The organism is Halovulum sp. GXIMD14794, assembly GCF_054457455.1.
Genome location: NZ_JBTLNF010000009.1, coordinates 129,076 through 149,363 on the forward strand (window position 1 = coordinate 129,076; position 20,288 = coordinate 149,363).

Here is a 20,288-nt window from a genome sequence, read left to right on the forward strand (position 1 = left end):
AATAACAAGGAGTACGTCGTCTATGCGCCCAGGTACGATCCTGAGAGTGGCGGAAGCATCGTTCTGCATCTTCTTGTGCATACGTTGAACCAATTGGGTTACAGGGCCTATTTGTGGCATTGGGATCGTCTCTCTAGAAAGCCGCTACTTCAGAAAGTTCGAGATGCAGCGATAGCACCTGGATTATGGTTGCGCGGCAGGGACAAGACAAATCACACTTGGAACACTCCGATTGCAGCCCCACGAATATTTGATTTTGATCCAATCGTGATATATCCGGAATCTATAGAGGGGAATCCGCTAAGATCTAGAAATGTCGTGAGGTGGCTTCTTTTTCAGCCTACTGCAAGAGCCGCTGAGACCTTTGCAAAAGACGAGATGTTCTTTTGCGCTAATCCGATGTTCGACCGCTTGGAACTGACTGGTGGCGCGCAGCCGTTGTTTGTCTGGACCCGAGACCCGGTCTATAGGAACGAAAATGCACCGACGCGCTCCGGCGCCTGCTACATCGTCCGAAAAGGTGGGGACAAACCAAGGCTTCCGGAGACGTCGGGAGGGAAGAAGATCGACGGCCTGAACCACCGAGAAGTCGCTCGCATCTTCAACGAGTCCGAGGTTTTCTACTCGTATGACGAGGCAACATTCTATTCGGTTTATGCGGCCCTGTGCGGCTGCGTGAGCGTCGTGGTTCCCGGTCAATATTCATCACGTGAGGAATGGATTAAAGCATTACCCCTCGCGAAATTCGGTGTCGCCTACGGGATTGACGACATCGCGCACGCCAAATCGACGATGCACCTAGTCGAAGGCCTTCTGAGAGAAGAGGAAGAAAAAGGTGTCGAAAGCGTTCGCCAGTTTGCCGAGATGACCCAGCGGGTCTTTGGGGCAGAAGGCTGAACTTCTTATTCCGCAAGAAATGGTCGCGTGCTCTAGGGGGATTTGAGAGCTTTTGAAAAGTGTTCTGATCTGGGGCCACGCGGATTTCGGAAAACCGAGGGTCCGGATTGCCGAAGCGGGGTTGCGCGCCGCGGGTGTGTCGGTCGAGCGCATAGTTGCTTCCGTCTGGGAGGGCATCGAGGACAAAACCGCGCTCTCCGGGCCGGGGGCCAGGCTGCGTCTGGTCGGTCGGATACTGCTGTCCTATCCGCGCCTCGTGTGGCGTTTTCTGAGAAGCGAAAGGCCCGACGCCGTTCTGGTCTGCTACCCGGGGCATCTCGACGTGATGGTTCTCTGGCCCTTTGCGCGGCTGCGGCGCGTTCCGGTTGTCTGGGACGTGTTCATTTCGGCCTACGACACGATTGTCGAGGATCGCGAGCTGGTGTCCCGCGAAAGCCTGGCTGCCCGCGTCATCCGGTGGGGTGAGCGCCGCGCCATGAAGTGCGCCACTCGCGTGCTGATGGATACGCCAAGCCACGCGCGCTATCTGGTTGACGAATTCGATCTCGCCCCGGAGCGGGTGGGGTGGTTCCCTGTTGGGGTAGAAACCGACAGGTTTCCGCCCGTGGCGCCCCGTGTTTACACGCCGCACGACCCGGTCCGGGTCCTGTTTTATGGCCAGTTCATTCCCCTGCACGGCATCGAGACGATCATCCGGGCCGCGGCCCTGCCCTCGGCCGCCGGGATGCATTTCACCCTGATCGGACGCGGCCAGACCGAGGCGCGTGTCCGGGCGCTGATTGACCACTTGTCCCTGACCAACGTAACCTGGTTGCCTTGGGTCGACTATTCCGAGCTGGTCGGGCACATCCACGACGCGGACGTCTGCCTGGGCATTTTCGGCGACACGGCGAAGGCGGGCCGGGTCATACCTAACAAGGTCTACCAGATCCTTTCATCCGGCATGCCTCTGGTGACGCGCGACTCAACGGATCTCGAAACGCTTCTGGGCGCGCAGCCGGAAGCGGTGCGGACCGTCACGCCCGCGTCGCCCGAAGCATTGGTGGCCGCCATTAGCGGTCTGGTGTCCGATGTTGCCGGGAAGCCATTGCCGTTTCATGCCGAGGCGGCCGAACCGCTGTCGGTCATGTCCGTGGGCCGAAGTTTGGCGGCTGAAATTTTTTAGTGCCGTGATTTGGAGGCGGCACAGAATGATGACGGTGCCTAGATACGACGGGCAATCGCGTTGATTGCAAAACACGGCGTTCCCCAGCCTTTTCCAATGCAAGGGGCATGCCTGTCACTTATCGAGTTTCGAGAAATCGAAGTAGCCCTGCGTCAATTCGGTGACTTTTTGCAACCCCGAGAACCTGACTGTATCTTTGCCCCATAGTAATGATGCTTTCAGATACGGCATTCCCATTTCAATCAGCCGTTCGTAATCATGCACAGAACGGTTGAAATAGTTGATGCTGAACGGCACTCGGCGGTCCCCTAAGGCACGCAGGCGTAAAATCCGAATTGAGCTGGGAAATCTCGCAAAGGGGATGTACGTCTCGAAGGCGAAGTGTTGTTTCGAAAAATGCCGCGTCAGGTGCGTTTCATACCTGCGAATGACTTCGTCTTTGTCGGAAATATCTTCGACGCTCGCCCAGAAATCGTCCCAGGCGCTGGATCTGATCACGCGGGACTTGAACGCGATGAAATAGCTCTGAATATGCGTGGCGTGCCGCCGCGAGGCCACCATTCCCCAGAAATCGCAGGGGCGGCCGCCCATCTCGTCGAAAATCGGTTCCAGCGGATAGAGCGGCCCCACAACGCTGGAATTGGTCAGGAGAACCTCGTCCCAGTCGTTCATGTTGTAGTGCGATAACGCATCGCGCCAGCCGGCAAAGTCCCAGCCGATGTTGTCGCGCAGGAGAACCCGGTCGCAAAGGGTTTCGGCCTGCTCGAGCGCCGCGGCATTCATCGGCGAGTTGGAGATCAGAACCAGTTTCCTCGACAGGGGTCTGAGCGCTTCGAGATGGAGCCTGACATGCGGCGGAAACCCGCCGTCCGGATCGAACTGCACCAGCAGTGTGAGCCGCGCGTCGTTCGAACGTTGAGGATGGCTTTCAGACATTGCCTACGGCCTTTCCGTTGTCACCAAGAAGGAACGCGATCAGGAATATAACTGCAGCACGTGCGGTCCAGGCGAGCCCCGCTATCAATAGCGCGGCCGTGGCCGGTACGCCGGACCCCAAGAGGGCGAAGCCCAGGATCATGGTGATGCATCCGACCGCGTTTGCGAGGACGCAGCTCCAGTATTGGCCCCGGACAACAAGCAACTGCAGATAACCCATGGGAAGTATGGCGAGGCCAGCGACAAACACTGCAGCTCCGAGAAGATGGCCGGCGGCCGAGAAACTGGGACCGAAAACGAACTGAATAAGCGTCGGGCCGGCATACGCCAACACGCCGGCCAGCGTCGTGAACAATCCCAGGGATAAAAGCGCAACGAAAGGTCCGTAAATTGCCACGCGACTGTCGCCTTGCGCGTCCGACTTAATCAGTGTCGGTACGGCTGCTGCTAGGAATGCCTCGACGCTCATTGAGACGAGAGTGGCCATCTGTATTGCCAAGCCGAGTTGCCCGAGTTGGGAGAAGTCTTCTGATTGCGCCTTGAAGTGAAGAATGGGTCCGCTGACTATATAGATGTTACTGGCCACCAGACCGGCCATGGGCAGGCTCCGTCTGAAAACCTCCAGGGCAATCGCGCGGTCGGGAATGTACGGGGCTAGCCCGTAGTGCTTGGCCAGCCGCCTGAGCGCGACGAATGCCTCAGCGCACCAAGTTGCGGTGTAGAGCAGCAAGAGCGTAATCACGTCGAAGCCGAGCAGGACCAGCACGGTTCCGGATGCGAGTTCGAATACGCGGAACGCCATCACGTACGGCATGTTGCGCCTGACATCTTCCCGCGCCAGGTAGACACTCCTAACAAGCTGAGCGAGCCCCCTGCCCAGGATTGCCGGTGTGATAAACAACAAAGCGACGCGGGACTCTTGATCCGCGACGGTCAGGAGACTCCAAACGATCACCGCCGGAACGCCGACGAGCAAAGTAGCAATTCGAAATGCAAGTGCTCCGCGGGTGAGCTTGTCGCCAGCGGCTTGGCCAGATCCGTATGCGTAGTGCACCACGCTTTCCAGACCGAAGGAGAAAACGCTAAGGGCAAATACCGACACGGTCGTTGCGTATGTCCAGATGCCGTATCCATCGGGCCCCAAAAACCGCGTAATGACAAAGACATAGGCAAATCTGCACAGCATTTCGACCCAATTGGAACTGGCAAGCAGTGTTCCGTTTACAAGTATGGATCTTATGCCGTTGCCCAGACGCATTCGTTCATACGAAATGGATTGGGGAGCAGTGAGAGGGACCTATCGGGACACAAGGCACCCAAGAGCGGGATGATTGTCGTTGCATGTCATCTGCCTAGCGTAGTCGCGATCGGATGTCTCATGCCTTTTGATGGCGTGTATGGCGAACGAAGATCAATGTCGCGAATGGGCCGCAATAATAACGGCCGCTGCAATATCATACCAGATTGGCAAAGCACCGAATCCAGTTCGTGTAGCCGACAGCCACTGGTCTATGATATCGGTGAATCCATCCAACTTCGGAGGCTGGATCGGTGACGACTGCCGATACCCGGGTGGGATCGAAAACGCCAAGATCTTGCGAACGCTGTCACGAGATATCCCGAAATGCCGGGCCGCTTCTCGCTGGCTCATGGCTTCGGCACAGGCCAGACGAACCTTGCGATACAAATCCACGGTGAAGATCCTCCCGCCCTCCCTCCGTCAAAAAACGAAGGGCAAGGGTGGACAACTTTTCGCCGCCCGCAGCAGGCTCATCCCGCCGCCACCGTGGCCGACTTTCTCACCGCCGTTCTCAGCCCCAGTGGACATTCCGGAAGAAGACCGTTTTCGCGTCTTCCCAGAAGGCGGGCCATACCTCGGTAAACAACACGTTTAGGTGATCACGTCCCTGACCCTAGAACCGCAGTATTGCCTAGACGTGGCCGGGTCTTGGTATTCGCTCCGCGAAGTCAAAGGTGGCGACGTTCTACAGGCGGTTTCCAAAGTTCTGGCTGAACCGATGGACGCCCAGACAATCTGCGGAGGCTGACTTAATCACGCTGCAAGAGCCAGAGACTGAAACCGAATGCCGGGAAGTCGTGGCCGAGTTGCTGAAATGGTGCCTGTCCAATCAATTGCATACCCAGAGGTCGCGGGGCGTGATGGAACGTGAACTCTTCCTGATCCGCCAAGCGGCGGGCGAATATCGACGCGGTGAGTGGAGCGAAACTTCATGGCAGATGGTGCAACTGGTATCGGAGGAAATCAGCAACGTCCCATCGCGGTAAATGACGACGAACTAGAGGCGATGAGCGATAGGGCGGACGCCCTGTTATCGCAGAAGTGCAAGCTAGTGGCCGCAGGTGTAGAAGTCGGCATCCTCTTAGACTTGCAAGCCATGACCGCAGCCGTAGGGCGGGACCATCCCTTCACGGACTTTGCGAAGGACCATTTCCGCTTCTGTCTGCTGGTCTGTGACATGCGTATGCTGATTGCCAACGCCAGTTGCGATCGTACATATGGGTATATTCGGCGACGTGCCCCCAAGTTGATGTGGCTTACCTGAGAATACAGTGGCAGGCCGATACTTATTGGGGTTTAGTGTCGGCTGTGGGACTCCGTGTCCACATATGAGGCTCCAGCATTCGAAAGAGCTTTTTTATTCCGTAAGGCAATCTCCGAAATCGGAAGCCTATGTTCGACCTGCTTAAGCTGGTCGTGGGCGCGTACTTTGGGAAGGCCTTCGTGGATTGCCTGACCCAATGGCTTGGCCTTGATCCTCTTCAAGCGTTCCTGCTCGGGTGCGTTGTAAGCAAATTCGTTTAACTTGTGCTCGGCCATCTGGTTCCCAGCGATCGCGACTGAGACCTTCTAAATACGGCTAAGCCCTAGACCTTAATATATACGCGATTCAGAAGGTAGGGGAGGTGACTCGTGCGGTACGCGCTTACCAATAGCTTGCACAGCAAAAAGAAGGAGGCCAATTTGGCCCCATCTTCGTCCTAAGTCTTTGATTTCTATGGTGCCGGTCGAGGGACTCGAACCCCCGACCCCCTGATTACAAATCAGACGCTCTACCAGCTGAGCTAGACCGGCACGGTCCCGCGCTGAATAACGAGAAGGGGGCCGATGGGCAAGGGGCACGGGGGGCTCCTACAAAAACCTTCGGATTTGGTCGGGATTTAATCTTGACGAATTTAGTCAGATCACGCATCCCTGCGCCAACGGAAACGCAAACCAAGGGAGTCACTCGTGACCCGTACCGGTATTGCCGCCCTGCTGGCGGCTTCGACGATCCTGACCGCGACGCAAGCTGCCGCCGAGGGTGAGCTGAACATCTATTCGTCGCGCCACTACGACGCCGACGACCAGCTCTACGCGTCCTTCGAAGAGCAGACCGGGATCACGGTCAACCGGATCGAGGCTGACGCGGACGAACTGATCGCCCGCCTTCAGGCCGAGGGGAAGAACTCGCCGGCCGATGTGTTCCTGACCGTGGACGCGGGGCGGATCTGGCGCGCCGACGAGGCTGGGCTGTTGCAGCCGGTCGAGTCGGAATACCTGGAGAACCGCATCCCGGCCTATCTCCAGCACCCCGAGAACCACTGGTTCGGCTTCTCGCAGCGCGCGCGAATCATCTTCTATGACCGCGAAGACGTGGCGAACCCGCCGCAGACCTATGCCGACCTGGCGGATGACCAGTACGAAGGCCAGGTCTGCATCCGGTCCTCGTCGAACATCTACAACCAGTCGCTCTTGGGCGCGATCATAGAGCACGAGGGCGAGGAGGTCGCGAAAACCTGGGCTGCCGGCGTGGTCGAGAACTTCGCTCGCGATCCGCAGGGCGGCGATACCGACCAGCTGCGGGGCATCGTCTCCGGCGAGTGCGACATCGTTGTTGCCAACACCTACTACTTCCTGCGCGCTCTGGCGGGCGGTGTGGATGGCGTTTCGGACGATATTGAGCGCATTGGTTGGGTATTCCCGAACCAGTCGACCACCGGCGCGCACGTGAACGTCGCTGCCGCAGGCGTGACCGCCCATGCCCCGAACAAAGACAACGCAGTGAAGTTCCTGGAGTACCTGGCGACCGACGAGGCGCAGGCGTTCTTCGCGAACCAGAACAACGAATACGCGGCCGTTCCGGGTATCGCGCTGGCCGAAGTCCCGGCACGGCTGGGCCTGTTCCGGCAGGACGATCTGAACCTCTCGGCGCTGGGCGAGAACCAGCCCAAAGCGCAGCAGATCTTCAACGAGATCGGCTGGCCGTAAGGCAGGGTAGAAGTTTCGGCCGGGGTTGAGGGACCTCCCCGGTCGACGTTTGCGGGCGCGCCTTCGGGGGCGCCCGCATGCGTTCAAGGCGACGTGCTCAGGTATCCAGCCGGTACTTCATGAAGCGCGCGCCGGCGTGATCGACCTCGCCCACGATGCGGGCGCCCATCCGTGCAAATGCGCCCAAGCGGCTGCGCGAGGGTGGCAGCAGGAAGGTGACGAACGGGATCCGGGGATCCTGACGTGCAAACTCAAGCGCCTGCGCCGTGATCCTCAGACCCAGCCCAAAGCGGTCCGGGCGCAGGACCAGACCGAAGTCCCATTCGTCGCCCTCTTTCTGGAAGCCGCCCCAGCCGGCGTAGTCGCCTGCGGCAAGAATGGCCCAGTGGCCCAGACCGTCGCGGCTCCAGCAGGCCTCTTTCGCGGCGACGAACTGTACTACGGTGTCGAGATCCCACGTGCCCGTCAGCAGAGGCATGTGCTCAGCGACGCGCGGATCGGTCATGTGCGCGAGGATTCTCTCGGGCGCGATCTCGGGCAGGCGGGCAAAGGTGATCTGCGGTGCGGGCATCACGGGTTCCGTTGACGGTCGAGACCGCGCCGGGGTCAAAGCCCGTGGCTGCGGTCGTAGGCGTTGGGTGCGGGGAAAGGGTAGCCCTCCAGCCGTTCGGCGGGCGGAGTGAACACCTCGATCTGCAGGGGATGGCACGCGGCCGTGTCCGAGGAGTGCTCGGCCCCGCAGTCGCCGCCGGGGCAGGCGGAGAGGCCCACCAGCAAGTCGATCTCGGCGAAGAACTCCAGGTAATCGCCTGGACGCACCGGGCTCGCCTTCATGAAATACTGGTGCGTGTCGGCGGTGAAGCCGGTGCACATGAAGACGTTGAGAACGTCATGTACCAGCGGCTCGACCTCGGCCGTGGGCCGCCTGGTGTACTGCGCCAGCGCGCGGGTCAGGTTCGAGTGGCAGCAATGGTGGTAGTCGCCGCCCTTCAGCAGCCGATTGGTGTAGGGATCGCAGCGCGTGCCGATAACGTCATGGACCGAGCCGCCGAACGCGTCGAACCCGTACCAATCGAGCGTGTCCCCGGTGATCGTCGCCATCGGCCGCATCGCGGGGAAGCTCGACCACATCCGGTCGCCTGTCGAGAGGTGTGTCCCGTGCAGCGCCCGCGTCTTGCCCGAATAGAACCGTTCGGTCAGATCGTGCGCGTTCCACAGGTTCAGATCGCCCACCTGCGGCCCCTCGATCGAGACGATTCGGAAGAAGCTGCCCTTCGGCACCGGAACGCAGGCGGCGGCGCGCGGCGGGATGACGTGAACATCGGCAGGCATCGCCTCGGCCCGGAGCGCGTTCATCGCACCCAGGTCCGGCGCGGGCAGCGTGTCCACCGGGTAGCAGATCACAGGCTGCACGGCGCGGCGCGCCTCCGCATCCTCGGGGGCGGGGTGCTGGGGGTGGGTCGGTTTCACCAGGTGATCCTTCCGGCGTCAGAGTTGCAGGTGGATATGGTCGTCATGCCGCGCCGCCCGGCAACCCTGAAAGCGAAGTTTATCCCCGTCCACCCCAAGCGAGGTTTTCAGGTGAGGTTCGACAAAGACCTTGTCGACGCGCGGGTCCTGCGTCAGCCATCGCAGGGCAAACGCTGTGCGCTCAGGCTCAAGATCCAGGTCACGCCAGAGCGGCTGCGCTGGTTCCAGGTCCCAGCGCATCGTCGGCCACGCGTCGGGGCAGTCGGTCGGGCCGTCCTCGAAGGCGAAATAGCCGATGGGCGAGGGCGTTGCCCCGGCGACATAGCCCTTGTCATCGCGGTAGTAGAACGCGATGTCCGCCTTGCGCCCGTCGTCATGCGACAGATGCGGCAGTAACGGGAAGCCGTTGCCGAAGGGGAAGCCGCCGTCCAGCATCAACGTCTCTGTGCCCGGAAAGGTCGCTTCGGTGTCTTCGGCCAGATCAAGCAGAACCACGTGCAACTCAGGCGTTACGTAGGTTCGGTTCAGCGCGCAGTAGAACCAGGATTGTACCTGTAGCGGCCCACTGGCCCAGCAGGTTATAGCGACCCGGCCCAGCATCGGTGCAACGAACAGTGCGGCAACCGACAGTCCGGCATAAAGCGCAATGAATGCGAGAAGGGGACGCGGGAACAGTCTCGCAGCCAGCCAGGCGACCCCTCCCAACTGGGTCAGCACGGTCAGGAAGACGGCGACGGCCAGGTTTACCCCGATCCGCGCCGCCCTCATGCTCATACCGAGGTGCTTGCCGCCATCGCGGCGGAGCTGCGGCCGACAGCGTGTCGGGCCAGCGTGCGGCAGAGGATCACAACCGGCACCAGGCCAAAGGCGACGATGACTAGCGAGGGCAGGGCGGCTTCCTGCAGGCGCTCGTCGGCGGCGAGACGGTAAGCCTGCACCGCCAGCGTGTCGAAGTTGAAGGGCCGCAGGATCAGCGTCGCGGGCAGTTCCTTCATCACGTCGACGAAGACGATCAGCAGGCCGGTGACGAGCGAGGTTTTCATCAGCGGCAGGTGGACGCGGCGCACCAGCCCGCCGGGGGTCAGACCCAGCGTGCGGGCGACCGCATCGATATTCGGATTGACGGTTGTGATCCCGGTGTCGAAGGCCGACAGCGCGGCGGCCATGAACCGCACCATGAAGGCCAGAACCATGACCCAGATCGAGCCGGTCAGCAGAAGGCCGGTCGAGACATTGAAAGTCTCGCGCATCCATGCGTCCAGCGTGTTGTCGAACGCGGCAAAAGGCACCATCAGGCCGACCGCGATCACGCCGCCGGGTACCGCGTAGCCGAGCCCCGCAATCAGCGTCATCGCCCGGTTCAGCCTTGTGCGCCGCAGCCGTGCGCGGGTGCCGATCAGCACTGCGGCCCCCATCGTCACCACGGCCGCGACCGAGGCGACCAGCAGCGAGTTGCGGATGAAGCCCATGTAGCGCTCGGAGAACAGGGACTGGTTCGCGCCGATCGCCATCTCGGCCAGGATCACCAGCGGCAGGACGAAGCCGAAGATCACGGGCAGCGCGCAGGCCAACGTCGCGCCCCATGCTGCGGCGCCGCGGAGGTCCTGCGGGGTCATCAGCGCGCCCGCGCGCGGCGGGTAACGCTTGGCCGCACCGCGCTGGACCCGCTCCAGCGTCGCCAGGAACAGCGCAGCGCCCAGCAGGCAAAGCGCGAGTTGAGCGGCGGCTGTGCGATCCCCGAAGGCGAACCAGGCCTGGTAGATGCCGGTCGCGAAGGTCTGCACGCTGAAATAGGCCACGGTGCCGAAATCGGCGATTGTCTCCATCACCGTCAGCAACACGCCGCCCGCAATGGCGGGGCGTGCCATCGGAAGGCTGACGCGGAAGAACGCACTCCAAGGACCGTGGCCCAGTACGCGCGCGGCCAGGTAGCCGCCGAAGCTTTGTTGCAGGAAGGCGGCGCGGGCCAGCAGGTAGACGTAAGGATAAAGCACCAGCGTAAGCATCAGCGCGGCCCCGCCCAGCGAGCGGATCTCGGGGAACCAGTAGTCGCGCGGACCCCAGCCGGTCACCGCGCGCAGCCAGGTCTGCACCGCGCCGGGATGGTCCAGCAGGTTGGTGTAGGCATAGGCCAGCACGTAGGCCGGGAAGGCCAGCGGCAGGGCCAGCAGCACCTCGAGCACACGCGCGCCGGGGAAGCGGCAGGTCGTGACCAGCCAGGCGGTGCCGGTGCCGATCACGCAGGTGCCCGCGCTGACCATCGCGACCAGCGCCAATGTCGTCAGCGTGAAGCGCGGCAGCACCGTGTCCGCCAGCGACCGCCAGGCGTCCAGGGTGCCCGTCGCCGCGGCGATCGCCACCGCCACCACGGGCAGCAGGCAGAGACCGGCGGCAAGCCAGGCTAGAAAGGTCAGCAGGCGGTCGTTCATTGCTCCTCCACGGCCACCCCGGCCCTATAGCGGAACCGGGGGGCGGTGGGAAACCCGGGCTGACTGCCGCAGGCCGATCAGAGCGGCCACCACTCCACGCCGGCCGGGGCGATCTCGCGTCCCTGCCATGTCACCGGGTTTGCGGCATAGTTGAAAGCGAAGCGGTGCGTGGTGGTGTCGCGCAGTCGCAGGCCCTCGGGGACGTCCTCGGTGGGTACGCCAATCTGCTCGCAGAGCGCACGGACCATCTGCCCCAGAGCAGCCTCGTCCGGCCAGCCGGCGAGGTAGCGTAGTTTGCCTGCCGCGACCATCGCCGGACGTCCGTCGGCTGTGGCCTGCACCACCGAGGCGGGCCCGTCGAGATGTTCGAACCAGTGGGCGAACGCGCCGCCGCCCGCTAGCGGGACCTGCGAGCCCGGAGGCAGGCTCTCGACCCGGTCCACGACCACGTCCAGCCCCGGCAGGGCAGGCGGAAGCGGAACGGGAATCGAGAACTCCCGGGTCTTGGAGTTCGTGCGCGGCCCGGCGACGACGGTCGTCTGCGCTGCGGCTATGGCGTCGCGCAGAGCCTCGGACAGGGTCATCAGCCCCGGCACAAATACCAGCTTCCAGCGCGAGAGGTCGGCGGTATCCGGCGGAATGATGTCCACCGACAGCCCTGCCTTGCGCAGCCCGCGGTAGAAGGCAAGCGCCAGTCGGAAGTAGTCGAAATCCGCACCTTGGGGCTGGGTGTCCCATGCCCAGGCCGACTGGTAGTCAAAGACCAGTGCCACCGGCGCGCGCCCGGGATCGACCTCGGGCATGGCGGCGAGTTCCTCGGCCACCTGCGCTGCCTCGGCCAGTGCGGGGGCAGGGGCGCTGTCGGGGCGGAGAAGCCCTGCGTGCATCTGCTCCTGCGCCATCGGCGCCTGCCGCCAGCGAAAATAGCTGACCGCCTCGGCGCCGTGAGCAAACCCTTCCCACGCCCACAGCCGCGCCATGCCCGGCAACGGGGCGGGGTTCCAAGGCGCCCAGTTCACCGGGCCGGGCTGCTGTTCCATGATCCACCAGCGGCCACGGCCCACCCCGCGATAGAGGTCGTGGTGGAAGGCCTGCATGTCCGGATCGCCCTGCCGCAGATAGGCGGCCTTGTGCTCGGGCGTCGCCTCGAGCCGGTCCGACAGAAAGCCGATCGGGTAGCTGTCCCAACTGGCGATATCCAGGTCCGAACCCACGTCCCAATGGTCGAACTCGGTGATCCGGCCCATGTAGTTGTGCACCAGCGGCGCGTCCGAGTGCTGTCTGAGCACGTCAGCCTGCACCTTGTTGTAGCGCACCACCATGTCGGACGAGAACCGGCGGAAGGCCATGACATGCGCTGGGTTCGGCTCGGTCACGGTGAGGTTGGGCAAGTCGATCTGGTCGAAGCTGGAATACTCCATCGACCAGAAGATGTTGCCCCAGTCGCGGTTCAGCCTGTCCACCGACTGGTAGCGCTGCGCCAGCCAGTCGCGGAAGGCGCGCCGTGCTGCATCCGAATAGCTGAGGATCGTGTCATGGCAGCCGTATTCGTTGTCCGTCTGCCAGGCGACCAGCCCCGGGTGCCGGCCGTAGCGCTCGGCCATCAGCGTGACGATGCGGCGGCTTTCCTCCAGGTAGCCTTGGTGGCTGAAGCAGTAGTGCCGGCGCGAGCCAAAGCCGCGCGGGCGTCCCTCGGCGTCGACGGCCAGCATGTCCGGGTGCTTGTCCAGCATCCAGCGCGGCGGCGTGGCGGTCGGGGTGCCGAGCACGATCCCGAGGCCCGCGCCTTGTAGGGTGTCTATCGCGCGGTCCAGCCAGTCCCAGTCGAGCCGCCCCGGCTCCGGCTCCATCCGGGACCAGGCGAACTCGCCGATGCGGACCCAGGCGATGCCGGTCTCGACCATGCGGCGGGCGTCCTCGGCCCAGATATCCTCGGGCCAGTGTTCAGGGTAGTAGCAGACGCCGAGGTGACGTTTCATGTAGGTCCCTCAGAGCGCGGCATCGTAGGCGGCGACCATCTCGCGGGCAGTCGCGCCGACCTCGTCGGCGGTCTTGCCGGGTTTGTAGAGCGCGCTGCCCAGTCCGAAGCCGTCGGCGCTGGCAGCCATCCAGTCGGCAAAGCTGTCCGGGCCGACGCCGCCGACCATGTAGATCGGCGTGCCCACGGGCATCACGGCGCGGATCGCCTTCAGCCCCTCGATACCCAGCAGCGTGGCGGGAAAGATCTTCAGCCCATGCGCGCCCGCGTGCAGCGCGGCGAAGCATTCGGTCGGGGTCAGCACGCCGGGAAAGCTCTGCATGCCCTGCGCGCGGGTAGCGGCGATCACCTCGGCGTCCGCATTGGGCGAGACGATCAGCTTGCCGCCTGCCAGCGCCACCTTTGCGACATCCTCGGGCGACAGGACGGTGCCTGCGCCGATCAGCGCGCGGTCGCCGAACTTCTCGGCCATGATGCGGATGCTGTCGAACGGTTGCGGAGAATTCAGCGGCACCTCGATCCGGTCGATGCCAGCGTCTATCAGCGCGGCGGCGACAGGTTCGGCCTCGGCCGGGGTGATGCCGCGGAGGATGGCGATCAGGGGACGGCTCATGGAAATTCTCCTTCAGATCAGGGCGCGGGCGGCGGTCAGGCCGGCCAGCGTGATATCGTCGGTGTCGGGCATGGCGGCCTCGATACCTTGCGGGCGCAGGGCGTCGGCATAGGCCTTGGAAAAACCGGGCGCGCCGATCAGTGCGACCTGCTGGCCCAGCCAGTAGGGCCGTGTCGCAGCAAGTTCCGCGCCGATCAGCAGCCCGGACAGGCGCGCGCGGGTGCGCTCGGGCGTCAGGTCGTGCAACAGCGCTTCGGCGCGAAGGCCGAACAGACGCCCGGCGATCATCTCGGGCTTGGCGATAGCCTCATCCACCGCCTCGGCGAAAGTCTCGTCATCCCAGCCGTCGGCGGCGGTCGTATGACGCAGAACCGACTGCTTGGCCATCAGCGAGAACATCTCGCCGGTCATGAAGGTGCGGAAGCTGACGACCTCTCCGGCGCTGATCTGCACCCACTTGGTATGCGTGCCGGGCAAGCAGAGCACGCCGTCGAAATCCGGGGTCCGGTGCAGGAACCCGGCGATCTGTGTCTCCTCGCCGCGCATCACGTCGGCGGGGCGGTCCTGGCACAGGCCCGCGATGATGCGGACGTCAAGGCGCGGATCGGTGGCTGGGGCCTTGACCATGGCGCCATCGACCGGCGTGCAAGGGACCTGGCGATAGGGTGCCTCGATCCAGCCCTGCCGGGCGCCGACCATGCCGCAGGCAATTACCGGGGTGGGGCCGTCCAGCCAGTCCGACACCACGTCCAGCAGGGCGCCTTCGAATTGCTCGGGCGCCAGTGCGCCCATGCCCTTGTCCGAGCCGCCAGTCTTCACGGGCCGGTCGCCCATCATCGCCCAGGCACGCAGGTTCGAGGTGCCCCAATCGACGGCGATCCAGTCGGCGGTCATATGAAATTCCTTTTTGTTCGTAAGGTTGTAAGGCGGCGTGACGCTAGAGCCTGACCCCGTTGACGGTCCACATCGTGTTCGGAAAGGCGTTCGGCAACTGCAGTCCGGCGTGCATCAAAGCAGTGCCCGACAGTTCCACCGGCTCGCCCTTTGCGAGCGGCGAGAGGTTCAGCCGGTTCAGCGTGGGGGTGACCTCGGAGGGGTTCTCCAGCTGCACCCGATAACGCGCCGCAGGATCCAGCCCCGACAGCCGCAGCGGACGGGCAAAGATCTGGCGGCTGGCGTCCATCTGCGCGGCGAACAGGGCGAACTCGCTGCCGTCCTTCGCGAGATGCATCTCGGCCACGACATCCGGGTCCGCGCTCTCCAGCCGGTGCAGTCGGCCCGAGTGCAGCAGCCCGCGCCGTGCCTTGAAGCGGGCGATGGCGGCGGTCAGCACCTCGGTTTCCTCGGCGGACAGTTCGGCCAGGTCCATCTCGACGCCCATCGCGCGGGTTCCCGCAACGGCGGCGCGGAACTCCATCGGCAGGACGCGGCCCGAGGTGTGGCAGACGCGCGGCCCGACATGGGAACCTGTGATCTCGGGCGGGAAGAAGCAGGACGCGCCGCGCTGGATCTTGACCCGCTCCAGCGCGTCATTGCTGTCCGACGCCCAGAAGCGATGCGTCAGGCTCAGGATCTCGAAATCCACACGCCCGCCGCCCGAGGAGCAGCTTTCGATCTCGACGTTCGGGTGGTCGGCGCGGATGTCCGCGAACAGTTGCGCCACCGCTGCCGCCTGCGCCGGGTCCGAGACCGGAAGCTGCCGGTTGTGGTCCCATTTCAGGTAGCCGATGTCGTACTCGGACAGGATCTTGCCGATCGCGTCGCGGATGTATTCCGCCGGGCCGGGCTTGCGGAAATCCAGCACAAGCTGGTTGCGGCCGCGGACCTGTTCCGCCGGACCAAGCACCCAGTGCGGGTGGGCGCGGTAGAGGTCGCTGTCCTCGTTGATCATCTCGGGCTCGACCCACAGGCCGAACTCCATGCCCTCGGCCTTCACATGGTCGATCAACGGTGTCAGACCGTCGGGCCATTTGCGCCGGTCGATGGTCCAGTCGCCCAAGCCGGAGGTATCGTCGTCGCGCACACCGAACCAGCCGTCGTCCAGCACGAAGCGCTCGACACCCAGACTGGCGGCCTTGGTCGCCAGCGCCTTCAGCTGTTCGAGCTTGTGGTCGAAATAGACCGCTTCCCAGCAGTTGTAATGCACCGGGCGCGCCTTGGCCGGGTCCGGGAAGCGGACGACATGCTGGCGGATATGCTCGTGAAAGCCCTGCGAGACGCCGTTCATGCCCGCGCCCGAGCGGGCGGCGATCAACGTCAGTTCCGGGAATTCGTCCCCGTCCGCATCGCTAAGATCGACACCGAAGCGGATCTGGCGGCGACCATCGGGCAGTTCCTCGGCCGCAAGCGTGTGGCCGCCGGAATGGGCCAGGGTCAGGCCCCACGCCTCGCCGCCGGTCTCGGTCGCGCCGCGTGCGGGGATCAGGATGCCGGGGAACCGCTCGTGGCTGGTGCGCCCGCCGGGTGCGGTGGCGCTGTGTGCGCCCTGTGCCCAAGGCACGCGGTTCATCTGGAACTCGCCGGTCCAGCGGCCGGTGAAGGTGACGATCTCGTCCGAGGCCTGCGGGCCGGGCAGCACCGGGGCCGCTAGCGAGACCGGGCGCAGGTCCGCGCCGGAGACCTTCAGCGACAGGGCGATGACGCCGCTGTCAGCGTAGGGCGTCGCCACCAGTTGCCAGTCGAGACCGTTGCCCTCGTCCCGGAAAACCAGCACCAGCGCGTGGCCATCCTGCTCGGAGGCAAAGCGGAACGCGGTGCGGACAGGTGTGCCTGAGGCGTCGAACGCTACCAGCCCCGGCTGCCCCTGGAACAGGCGGCTGCGCTCAGGTGTCAGCGAGACCTCTGCGACCTCGTCCAGCATCCCGCCCGCCGGTGCGATGCGGCTTGCGGCAGCAAGACCTTGCAGGTTCTCGTCGCCGGGCAGCGGCGCGGACCAGTAGACGACCTCTGGCAGGCGGTCGTCGAAACTGGCCAGCACCATGGTTTGAGCGGGCGTATCAAGGCGCCAGCATCGGATCATTTGACGGCTCCAAGGGTCAGGCCGGCAATGAAGTGCTTCTGCATCAGGAAGAACATCGCCACAGGCGGCAGGGCCGCCACGACAGAGCCGGCGCTCATCAGGTGATAGGCCGCGCGGTATTGCGCGTTGAAGCTGGTGATGCCCGCCGTGACCGGCTGGCTGTCGGGACCCTGTGTCAGCACGATCGCCCAGAAATAGTCGTTCCAGATGAACGTGAAGATCAGCACCGCCAGCGCCGCCAGCGCCGGTTTCATCAGCGGCAGGACGACATACCAGAAGATGCGGAACTCGCTGACGCCCTCGACGCGGGCGGCCTCGATCAGCTCCTTCGGCAGCTGCCGGATGAAATTCCGCATGAACAGGGTGCAGAACCCGGTCTGGAAGGCGATGTGGAACAGTACCAGGCCGGTTTTCGTGTCATAGAGCCCCATGTCCAGCGTCAGGTCGCGCACCGGCACCATCAGGATCTGAAAGGGCACGAAGTTGCCCGCCACGAACATGAAGAAGATCCAGAGGTTGCCCTTGAACCCGTAGACCCCCAGCGCGAAACCGGTCATCGAGCTGAGCGCGACCGCGCCGATAACCGTCGGAACCGTGATCAGCACCGAGTTCCACAAGTAGCGCGGCATGTCCGAACTGCCGAAGACCAGCCCGTAGTTCTCGACAAGGTTGAAGGACGAGGGCCAGCCCCAGTAATTCGCGTTCACGAAATCCGCGTCTGGGCGGATCGAGAACACCATCACCGCGATCAGCGGCAGCAGCCACAGGATCAGCGCGAAGGGCAGCAGCGTCTGGTAGGTCAGCTGCCAGCTGCGCGAGGTCTTTTCGATAGGTGTCGGGAACATCAGTTGTCCTCCCGCTGGGGCAGGGTGGCCTGCACCTTCTTGGGCAGCGATGCCCGGATCATGTCATAGGAAACCGTCAGCCGGTGACGAAGCTCGTCCTCGGGCGTCTCGAAGCCCAGAAGAACCCAGCTGCGGTGAAAGTAGGGCGCCTTCCTCGCGGCGCCCGCCTCGATCAACATCTCGGCGGTCTCGACGTCGGGGCACTTGACCGAGACGCCGGGCGTGACCGCGCCAATGCACGCGAACATCTTGTCGCCGACCTTCCAGGCATCGTGGCCGCCGCCCCATGGGTCGGAGACCTCGGCGCCCGGGAAGCCGCCGCAGATCGCGTTGATGGTTGCGCGTTCGGGGTGCTCGGTCATCACCGGCCCTTCTCGTCGCGGTACATCTTGGTCAGGAAGAACGTGATGTAGACCATCATGATCAGGAACAGCACCACGGCGATGGCCGCGCCATATCCCATGCGGAACCCGTATTCCGATAGCGCCACCTCGAACATGTAGAAAGCCAGCACGCGGCTTTCTCCGAACGGGCCGCCGTTGGTCATGATCGAGATCAGGTCGAACGAACGCAGCGCGCCGATGATCGTGACGACGAAGGCGATGAACGTCGCCGGTTTCAATTGCGGCAGCACGACATACCACAGCATCTTGCCGCCTTTGGCGCCGTCCAGCCGCCCGGCCTCGATCTGTTCGGGGTCCACGGCATTGAGGCCGGTCAGGTACAGGATCATGCAATAGGCGGTCTGCGGCCACAGCCCGGCGGCGATGATGCCGTAGGTCACGTAGCGTTCGTCGCCCAGCACGTTGACCGGTCCGCTACCGAACCAGCCGAGGATCGTGTTCATCAGCCCGAAGGTCGGATCGTAGAACCAGCTGAAGACCAGGCCTACGACGACCTGAGAAATCACGAATGGAAAGAAGAACAGGGACTTGTAGAGCCGGATGCCCGTCACAGTCTGGTTCAGGAACAGCGCGATGAACAGGCCGGCCGGGATCGCCAGCATATAGAGGACCAGCCAGATCACGTTGTTCTTCAGCGAGGTGTAGAACGCGTCGTCGTAATAGAGCTCTTCGTAGTTGTAGAGCCCGACGAACTCTTTCTCGCCCAGACCGTCCCATTCGTAGAACGAGATCTGGAAGGACTGGAAGATCGGGAGGATCACGTAGAACAGGAAGAATATCATCCCCGGCGCCAGGAAGATCCACGGCGCAAGCTTTATCTGGTTGCGGCGCCACCAGCTGCGCCCGCCCGGAGGGGGCGCGGCGTGGGTGGTCGGAAGTACGGCCTGGGTCATGGGCTGTCGGCTCCGTCTTGGACGGCGGCAGGGCGCCGGGCCGATAAGCCGGGCGCCGCCTGCGTCGAGAAAGCGCCGGGGACGGTCTCGCCGCCCCCGGTCTGAGGTTCAGATCACTTGTAGATGCGGGCGCGGGTCCGCTCGAGCCGGTCGAGGATCCGGTCCAGGTTGTCCGGTTTGACCATGAACTCCTGGAAGCCTTCCATCGCCACCTTGGCCATCTCTGCCGGGTAGTCGCGATCGAAGAATTGCGCCACGCCGCCCGGGCTGTTCGAGGACAGCATCTCGAAGCCCTGGTTCAGGAACTCGTCGTCATCCACCGAGGACTGCGCGTTGACCGGCAGCTGGCCCAGGTTCTCGCCGTTGTTGATCAGCGTCTGGTTATCGGCCGAGACCACGAAGCGCAGGAACTCGCGCGCGGCCTCCTTGTTCGACGCGTTCGCCGGGATGTGGAACGTGTCGGTCGGCGCATCCTCGGCCAGCGCGACATCCGGGTTGATCGCCGGGAACTGGTAGAAGTCGATCTGGTCGTCGGTAAGGCCAGCTTCGCGCAGCGGCGCGACGGCGAAGTTGCCCATCAGGTAGCCAGCGGCCTCGCCGTTGACCATGAAGGGCAGGGCCTCCTGCCAGGAGTAGGCGGTGTGATTGTCGATGAACGCGCCCATGTCGATCAGCTCGCGCCAGTTCGCGAAGGTTTCCTTCACGCGCTCGTCGGTCCACTCGACCTCGCCATTGGCCAGCGCCATGTGGAAATCATACCCGTGGGTGCGCAGGTTCAGGTAGTCGAACCAGCCGCCGGCGGTCCACAGGAACTTGGTGCCGATGGTGAAGCACTTCTTGCCCGAGTCGATGATCGCCTGGCAGTTCGCTTTGAACTCTTCCCAGTTCGCCGGTTCTTCCAGACCCAGGTCGTTGTAGATGTCCTCGCGGTAGTAGACGCCCCACTGATAGTAGGTATAGGGCACGCCCCACTGCTTGCCATCGATCGTCATCGCGCCTTTGGTCGAGGCCAGGTTTTCGGCGATCTCGGGCTCGGCCCACAGGTCCGAGACGTCCTCGAACAGGCCCGCCTCGACATAGGGCTTCATGCGGTTCGCCGCGTACCAGGTTGCGACATCCGGCGCGTTCGCGGTCAGGAAGTTGCGAATCTGGGTCTTGTAGGCCTCGCGATCGATGATCGTGGTCTCGATGTTCAGATCGGGGTGCTGTTCCTGGAAGCGCGAGATCATGTCTTCCATGGTGGCGCGCGGTGCCGGGTTCGACGTGTCGAGGAAGATCTTCAGATCCCCGCTCAACCCTTGGGACAGCGCGGTGGTGGCGCTCAGCGCAAAGGCGGCCCCGGCAAGGGCCATGGTCAGTTGATGTCGCA

Annotated in this window: 18 protein-coding genes, 1 tRNA gene and 1 pseudogene; 4 read left to right on the plus strand and 16 right to left on the minus strand. The window is 63.5% G+C overall.

The genetic code is table 11. From position 1 onward, the window contains the following. Positions 1-318 precede the first annotated feature (318 nt). Together ACW9UR_RS21370 and ACW9UR_RS21375 are read left to right on the plus strand one after the other, a co-directional pair. The gene (locus ACW9UR_RS21370) at positions 319-897 is read left to right on the plus strand and encodes a hypothetical protein (RefSeq protein ID WP_458919099.1); all 579 of its coding nucleotides are present in this window, start codon (positions 319-321) and stop codon (positions 895-897) included. A gap of 52 nt (positions 898-949) precedes the next feature. Next, the gene (locus ACW9UR_RS21375; protein WP_458919100.1) at positions 950-2,062 is read left to right on the plus strand and encodes a glycosyltransferase; all 1,113 of its coding nucleotides are present in this window, start codon (positions 950-952) and stop codon (positions 2,060-2,062) included. A gap of 114 nt (positions 2,063-2,176) precedes the next feature. On the opposite strand, the gene ACW9UR_RS21380 is transcribed toward ACW9UR_RS21375, so the two are convergent. The 3 genes and pseudogenes from ACW9UR_RS21380 to ACW9UR_RS21390 all read right to left on the minus strand — a co-directional run. Then, positions 2,177-2,998: a rhamnan synthesis F family protein gene (locus ACW9UR_RS21380; RefSeq protein ID WP_458919101.1), complete on the minus strand. Its 822-nt coding sequence runs from the start codon at positions 2,996-2,998 to the stop codon at positions 2,177-2,179. Beyond that, positions 2,991-4,256, minus strand: coding sequence for a lipopolysaccharide biosynthesis protein (locus tag ACW9UR_RS21385; RefSeq protein WP_458919102.1), 1,266 nt, complete (start codon positions 4,254-4,256; stop codon positions 2,991-2,993). Before ACW9UR_RS21385 ends, ACW9UR_RS21380 begins: the two co-directional genes overlap by 8 nt. 228 nt (positions 4,257-4,484) lie before the next feature. Further along, positions 4,485-4,691 (minus strand): annotated as a pseudogene (locus tag ACW9UR_RS21390) (helix-turn-helix domain-containing protein); the annotation flags it as partial. Positions 4,692-4,972: 281 nt separating this feature from the next. Here ACW9UR_RS21390 and ACW9UR_RS21395 point away from each other — a divergent pair. Then, on the plus strand, positions 4,973-5,284 hold the full coding sequence (locus tag ACW9UR_RS21395) for a hypothetical protein (protein ID WP_458919103.1): 312 nt from the start codon (positions 4,973-4,975) through the stop codon (positions 5,282-5,284). Between the two features lie 732 nt (positions 5,285-6,016). Here ACW9UR_RS21395 and ACW9UR_RS21400 read toward each other — a convergent pair. Then, positions 6,017-6,092 (minus strand) — tRNA-Thr (locus tag ACW9UR_RS21400). Between the two features lie 156 nt (positions 6,093-6,248). On the opposite strand from ACW9UR_RS21400, the gene ACW9UR_RS21405 reads away from it, so the two are divergent. After that, positions 6,249-7,268 (plus strand): Fe(3+) ABC transporter substrate-binding protein, encoded by a 1,020-nt coding sequence (locus tag ACW9UR_RS21405; RefSeq protein WP_458919104.1) that lies wholly within the window; start codon positions 6,249-6,251, stop codon positions 7,266-7,268. A 97-nt stretch (positions 7,269-7,365) separates the two neighbouring features. Here the strand turns inward: ACW9UR_RS21405 and ACW9UR_RS21410 are convergent, their stop codons facing one another. From ACW9UR_RS21410 to ACW9UR_RS21465, 12 genes are all read right to left on the minus strand, one after another. Next, the gene (locus tag ACW9UR_RS21410; RefSeq protein ID WP_458919105.1) at positions 7,366-7,839 is read right to left on the minus strand and encodes a GNAT family N-acetyltransferase; all 474 of its coding nucleotides are present in this window, start codon (positions 7,837-7,839) and stop codon (positions 7,366-7,368) included. A gap of 35 nt (positions 7,840-7,874) precedes the next feature. Further along, positions 7,875-8,738 carry an urea carboxylase-associated family protein gene (locus ACW9UR_RS21415; RefSeq protein WP_458919106.1) on the minus strand — a complete coding sequence of 288 codons (864 nt, stop codon included), beginning with the start codon at positions 8,736-8,738 and terminating at the stop codon, positions 7,875-7,877. 18 nt (positions 8,739-8,756) lie between these two features. Next, complete coding sequence (locus tag ACW9UR_RS21420) at positions 8,757-9,512, minus strand: hypothetical protein (protein WP_458919107.1); 756 nt, start codon at positions 9,510-9,512, stop codon at positions 8,757-8,759. After that, a complete protein-coding gene (locus ACW9UR_RS21425) occupies positions 9,509-11,167 on the minus strand; it encodes an ABC transporter permease (RefSeq protein WP_458919108.1) in 1,659 nt (552 codons plus the stop codon). Before ACW9UR_RS21425 ends, ACW9UR_RS21420 begins: the two co-directional genes overlap by 4 nt. 77 nt (positions 11,168-11,244) lie before the next feature. Next, on the minus strand, positions 11,245-13,146 hold the full coding sequence (locus tag ACW9UR_RS21430; protein ID WP_458919109.1) for a beta-galactosidase: 1,902 nt from the start codon (positions 13,144-13,146) through the stop codon (positions 11,245-11,247). A gap of 9 nt (positions 13,147-13,155) precedes the next feature. Continuing rightward, on the minus strand, positions 13,156-13,758 hold the full coding sequence (locus ACW9UR_RS21435; RefSeq protein ID WP_458919110.1) for a 2-dehydro-3-deoxy-6-phosphogalactonate aldolase: 603 nt from the start codon (positions 13,756-13,758) through the stop codon (positions 13,156-13,158). 12 nt (positions 13,759-13,770) lie between these two features. Continuing rightward, positions 13,771-14,652, minus strand: a complete 882-nt coding sequence (locus tag ACW9UR_RS21440; RefSeq protein WP_458919111.1) for a 2-dehydro-3-deoxygalactonokinase — start codon at positions 14,650-14,652, stop codon at positions 13,771-13,773. 43 nt (positions 14,653-14,695) lie between these two features. Further along, positions 14,696-16,777 carry an alpha-galactosidase gene (locus ACW9UR_RS21445; RefSeq protein ID WP_458919112.1) on the minus strand — a complete coding sequence of 694 codons (2,082 nt, stop codon included), beginning with the start codon at positions 16,775-16,777 and terminating at the stop codon, positions 14,696-14,698. Next, entirely contained in the window at positions 16,774-17,622 is an 849-nt protein-coding gene (locus tag ACW9UR_RS21450) for a carbohydrate ABC transporter permease (protein WP_458919113.1), read from the minus strand. Before ACW9UR_RS21450 ends, ACW9UR_RS21445 begins: the two co-directional genes overlap by 4 nt. After that, entirely contained in the window at positions 17,622-17,984 is a 363-nt protein-coding gene (locus tag ACW9UR_RS21455) for an MmcQ/YjbR family DNA-binding protein (protein ID WP_458919114.1), read from the minus strand. Before ACW9UR_RS21455 ends, ACW9UR_RS21450 begins: the two co-directional genes overlap by 1 nt. Continuing rightward, positions 17,984-18,919, minus strand: coding sequence for a carbohydrate ABC transporter permease (locus ACW9UR_RS21460; protein ID WP_458919115.1), 936 nt, complete (start codon positions 18,917-18,919; stop codon positions 17,984-17,986). Before ACW9UR_RS21460 ends, ACW9UR_RS21455 begins: the two co-directional genes overlap by 1 nt. A 113-nt stretch (positions 18,920-19,032) precedes the next feature. Beyond that, positions 19,033-20,271 carry an ABC transporter substrate-binding protein gene (locus ACW9UR_RS21465; RefSeq protein WP_458919293.1) on the minus strand — a complete coding sequence of 413 codons (1,239 nt, stop codon included), beginning with the start codon at positions 20,269-20,271 and terminating at the stop codon, positions 19,033-19,035. Between the last annotated feature and the right edge of the window lie 17 nt (positions 20,272-20,288).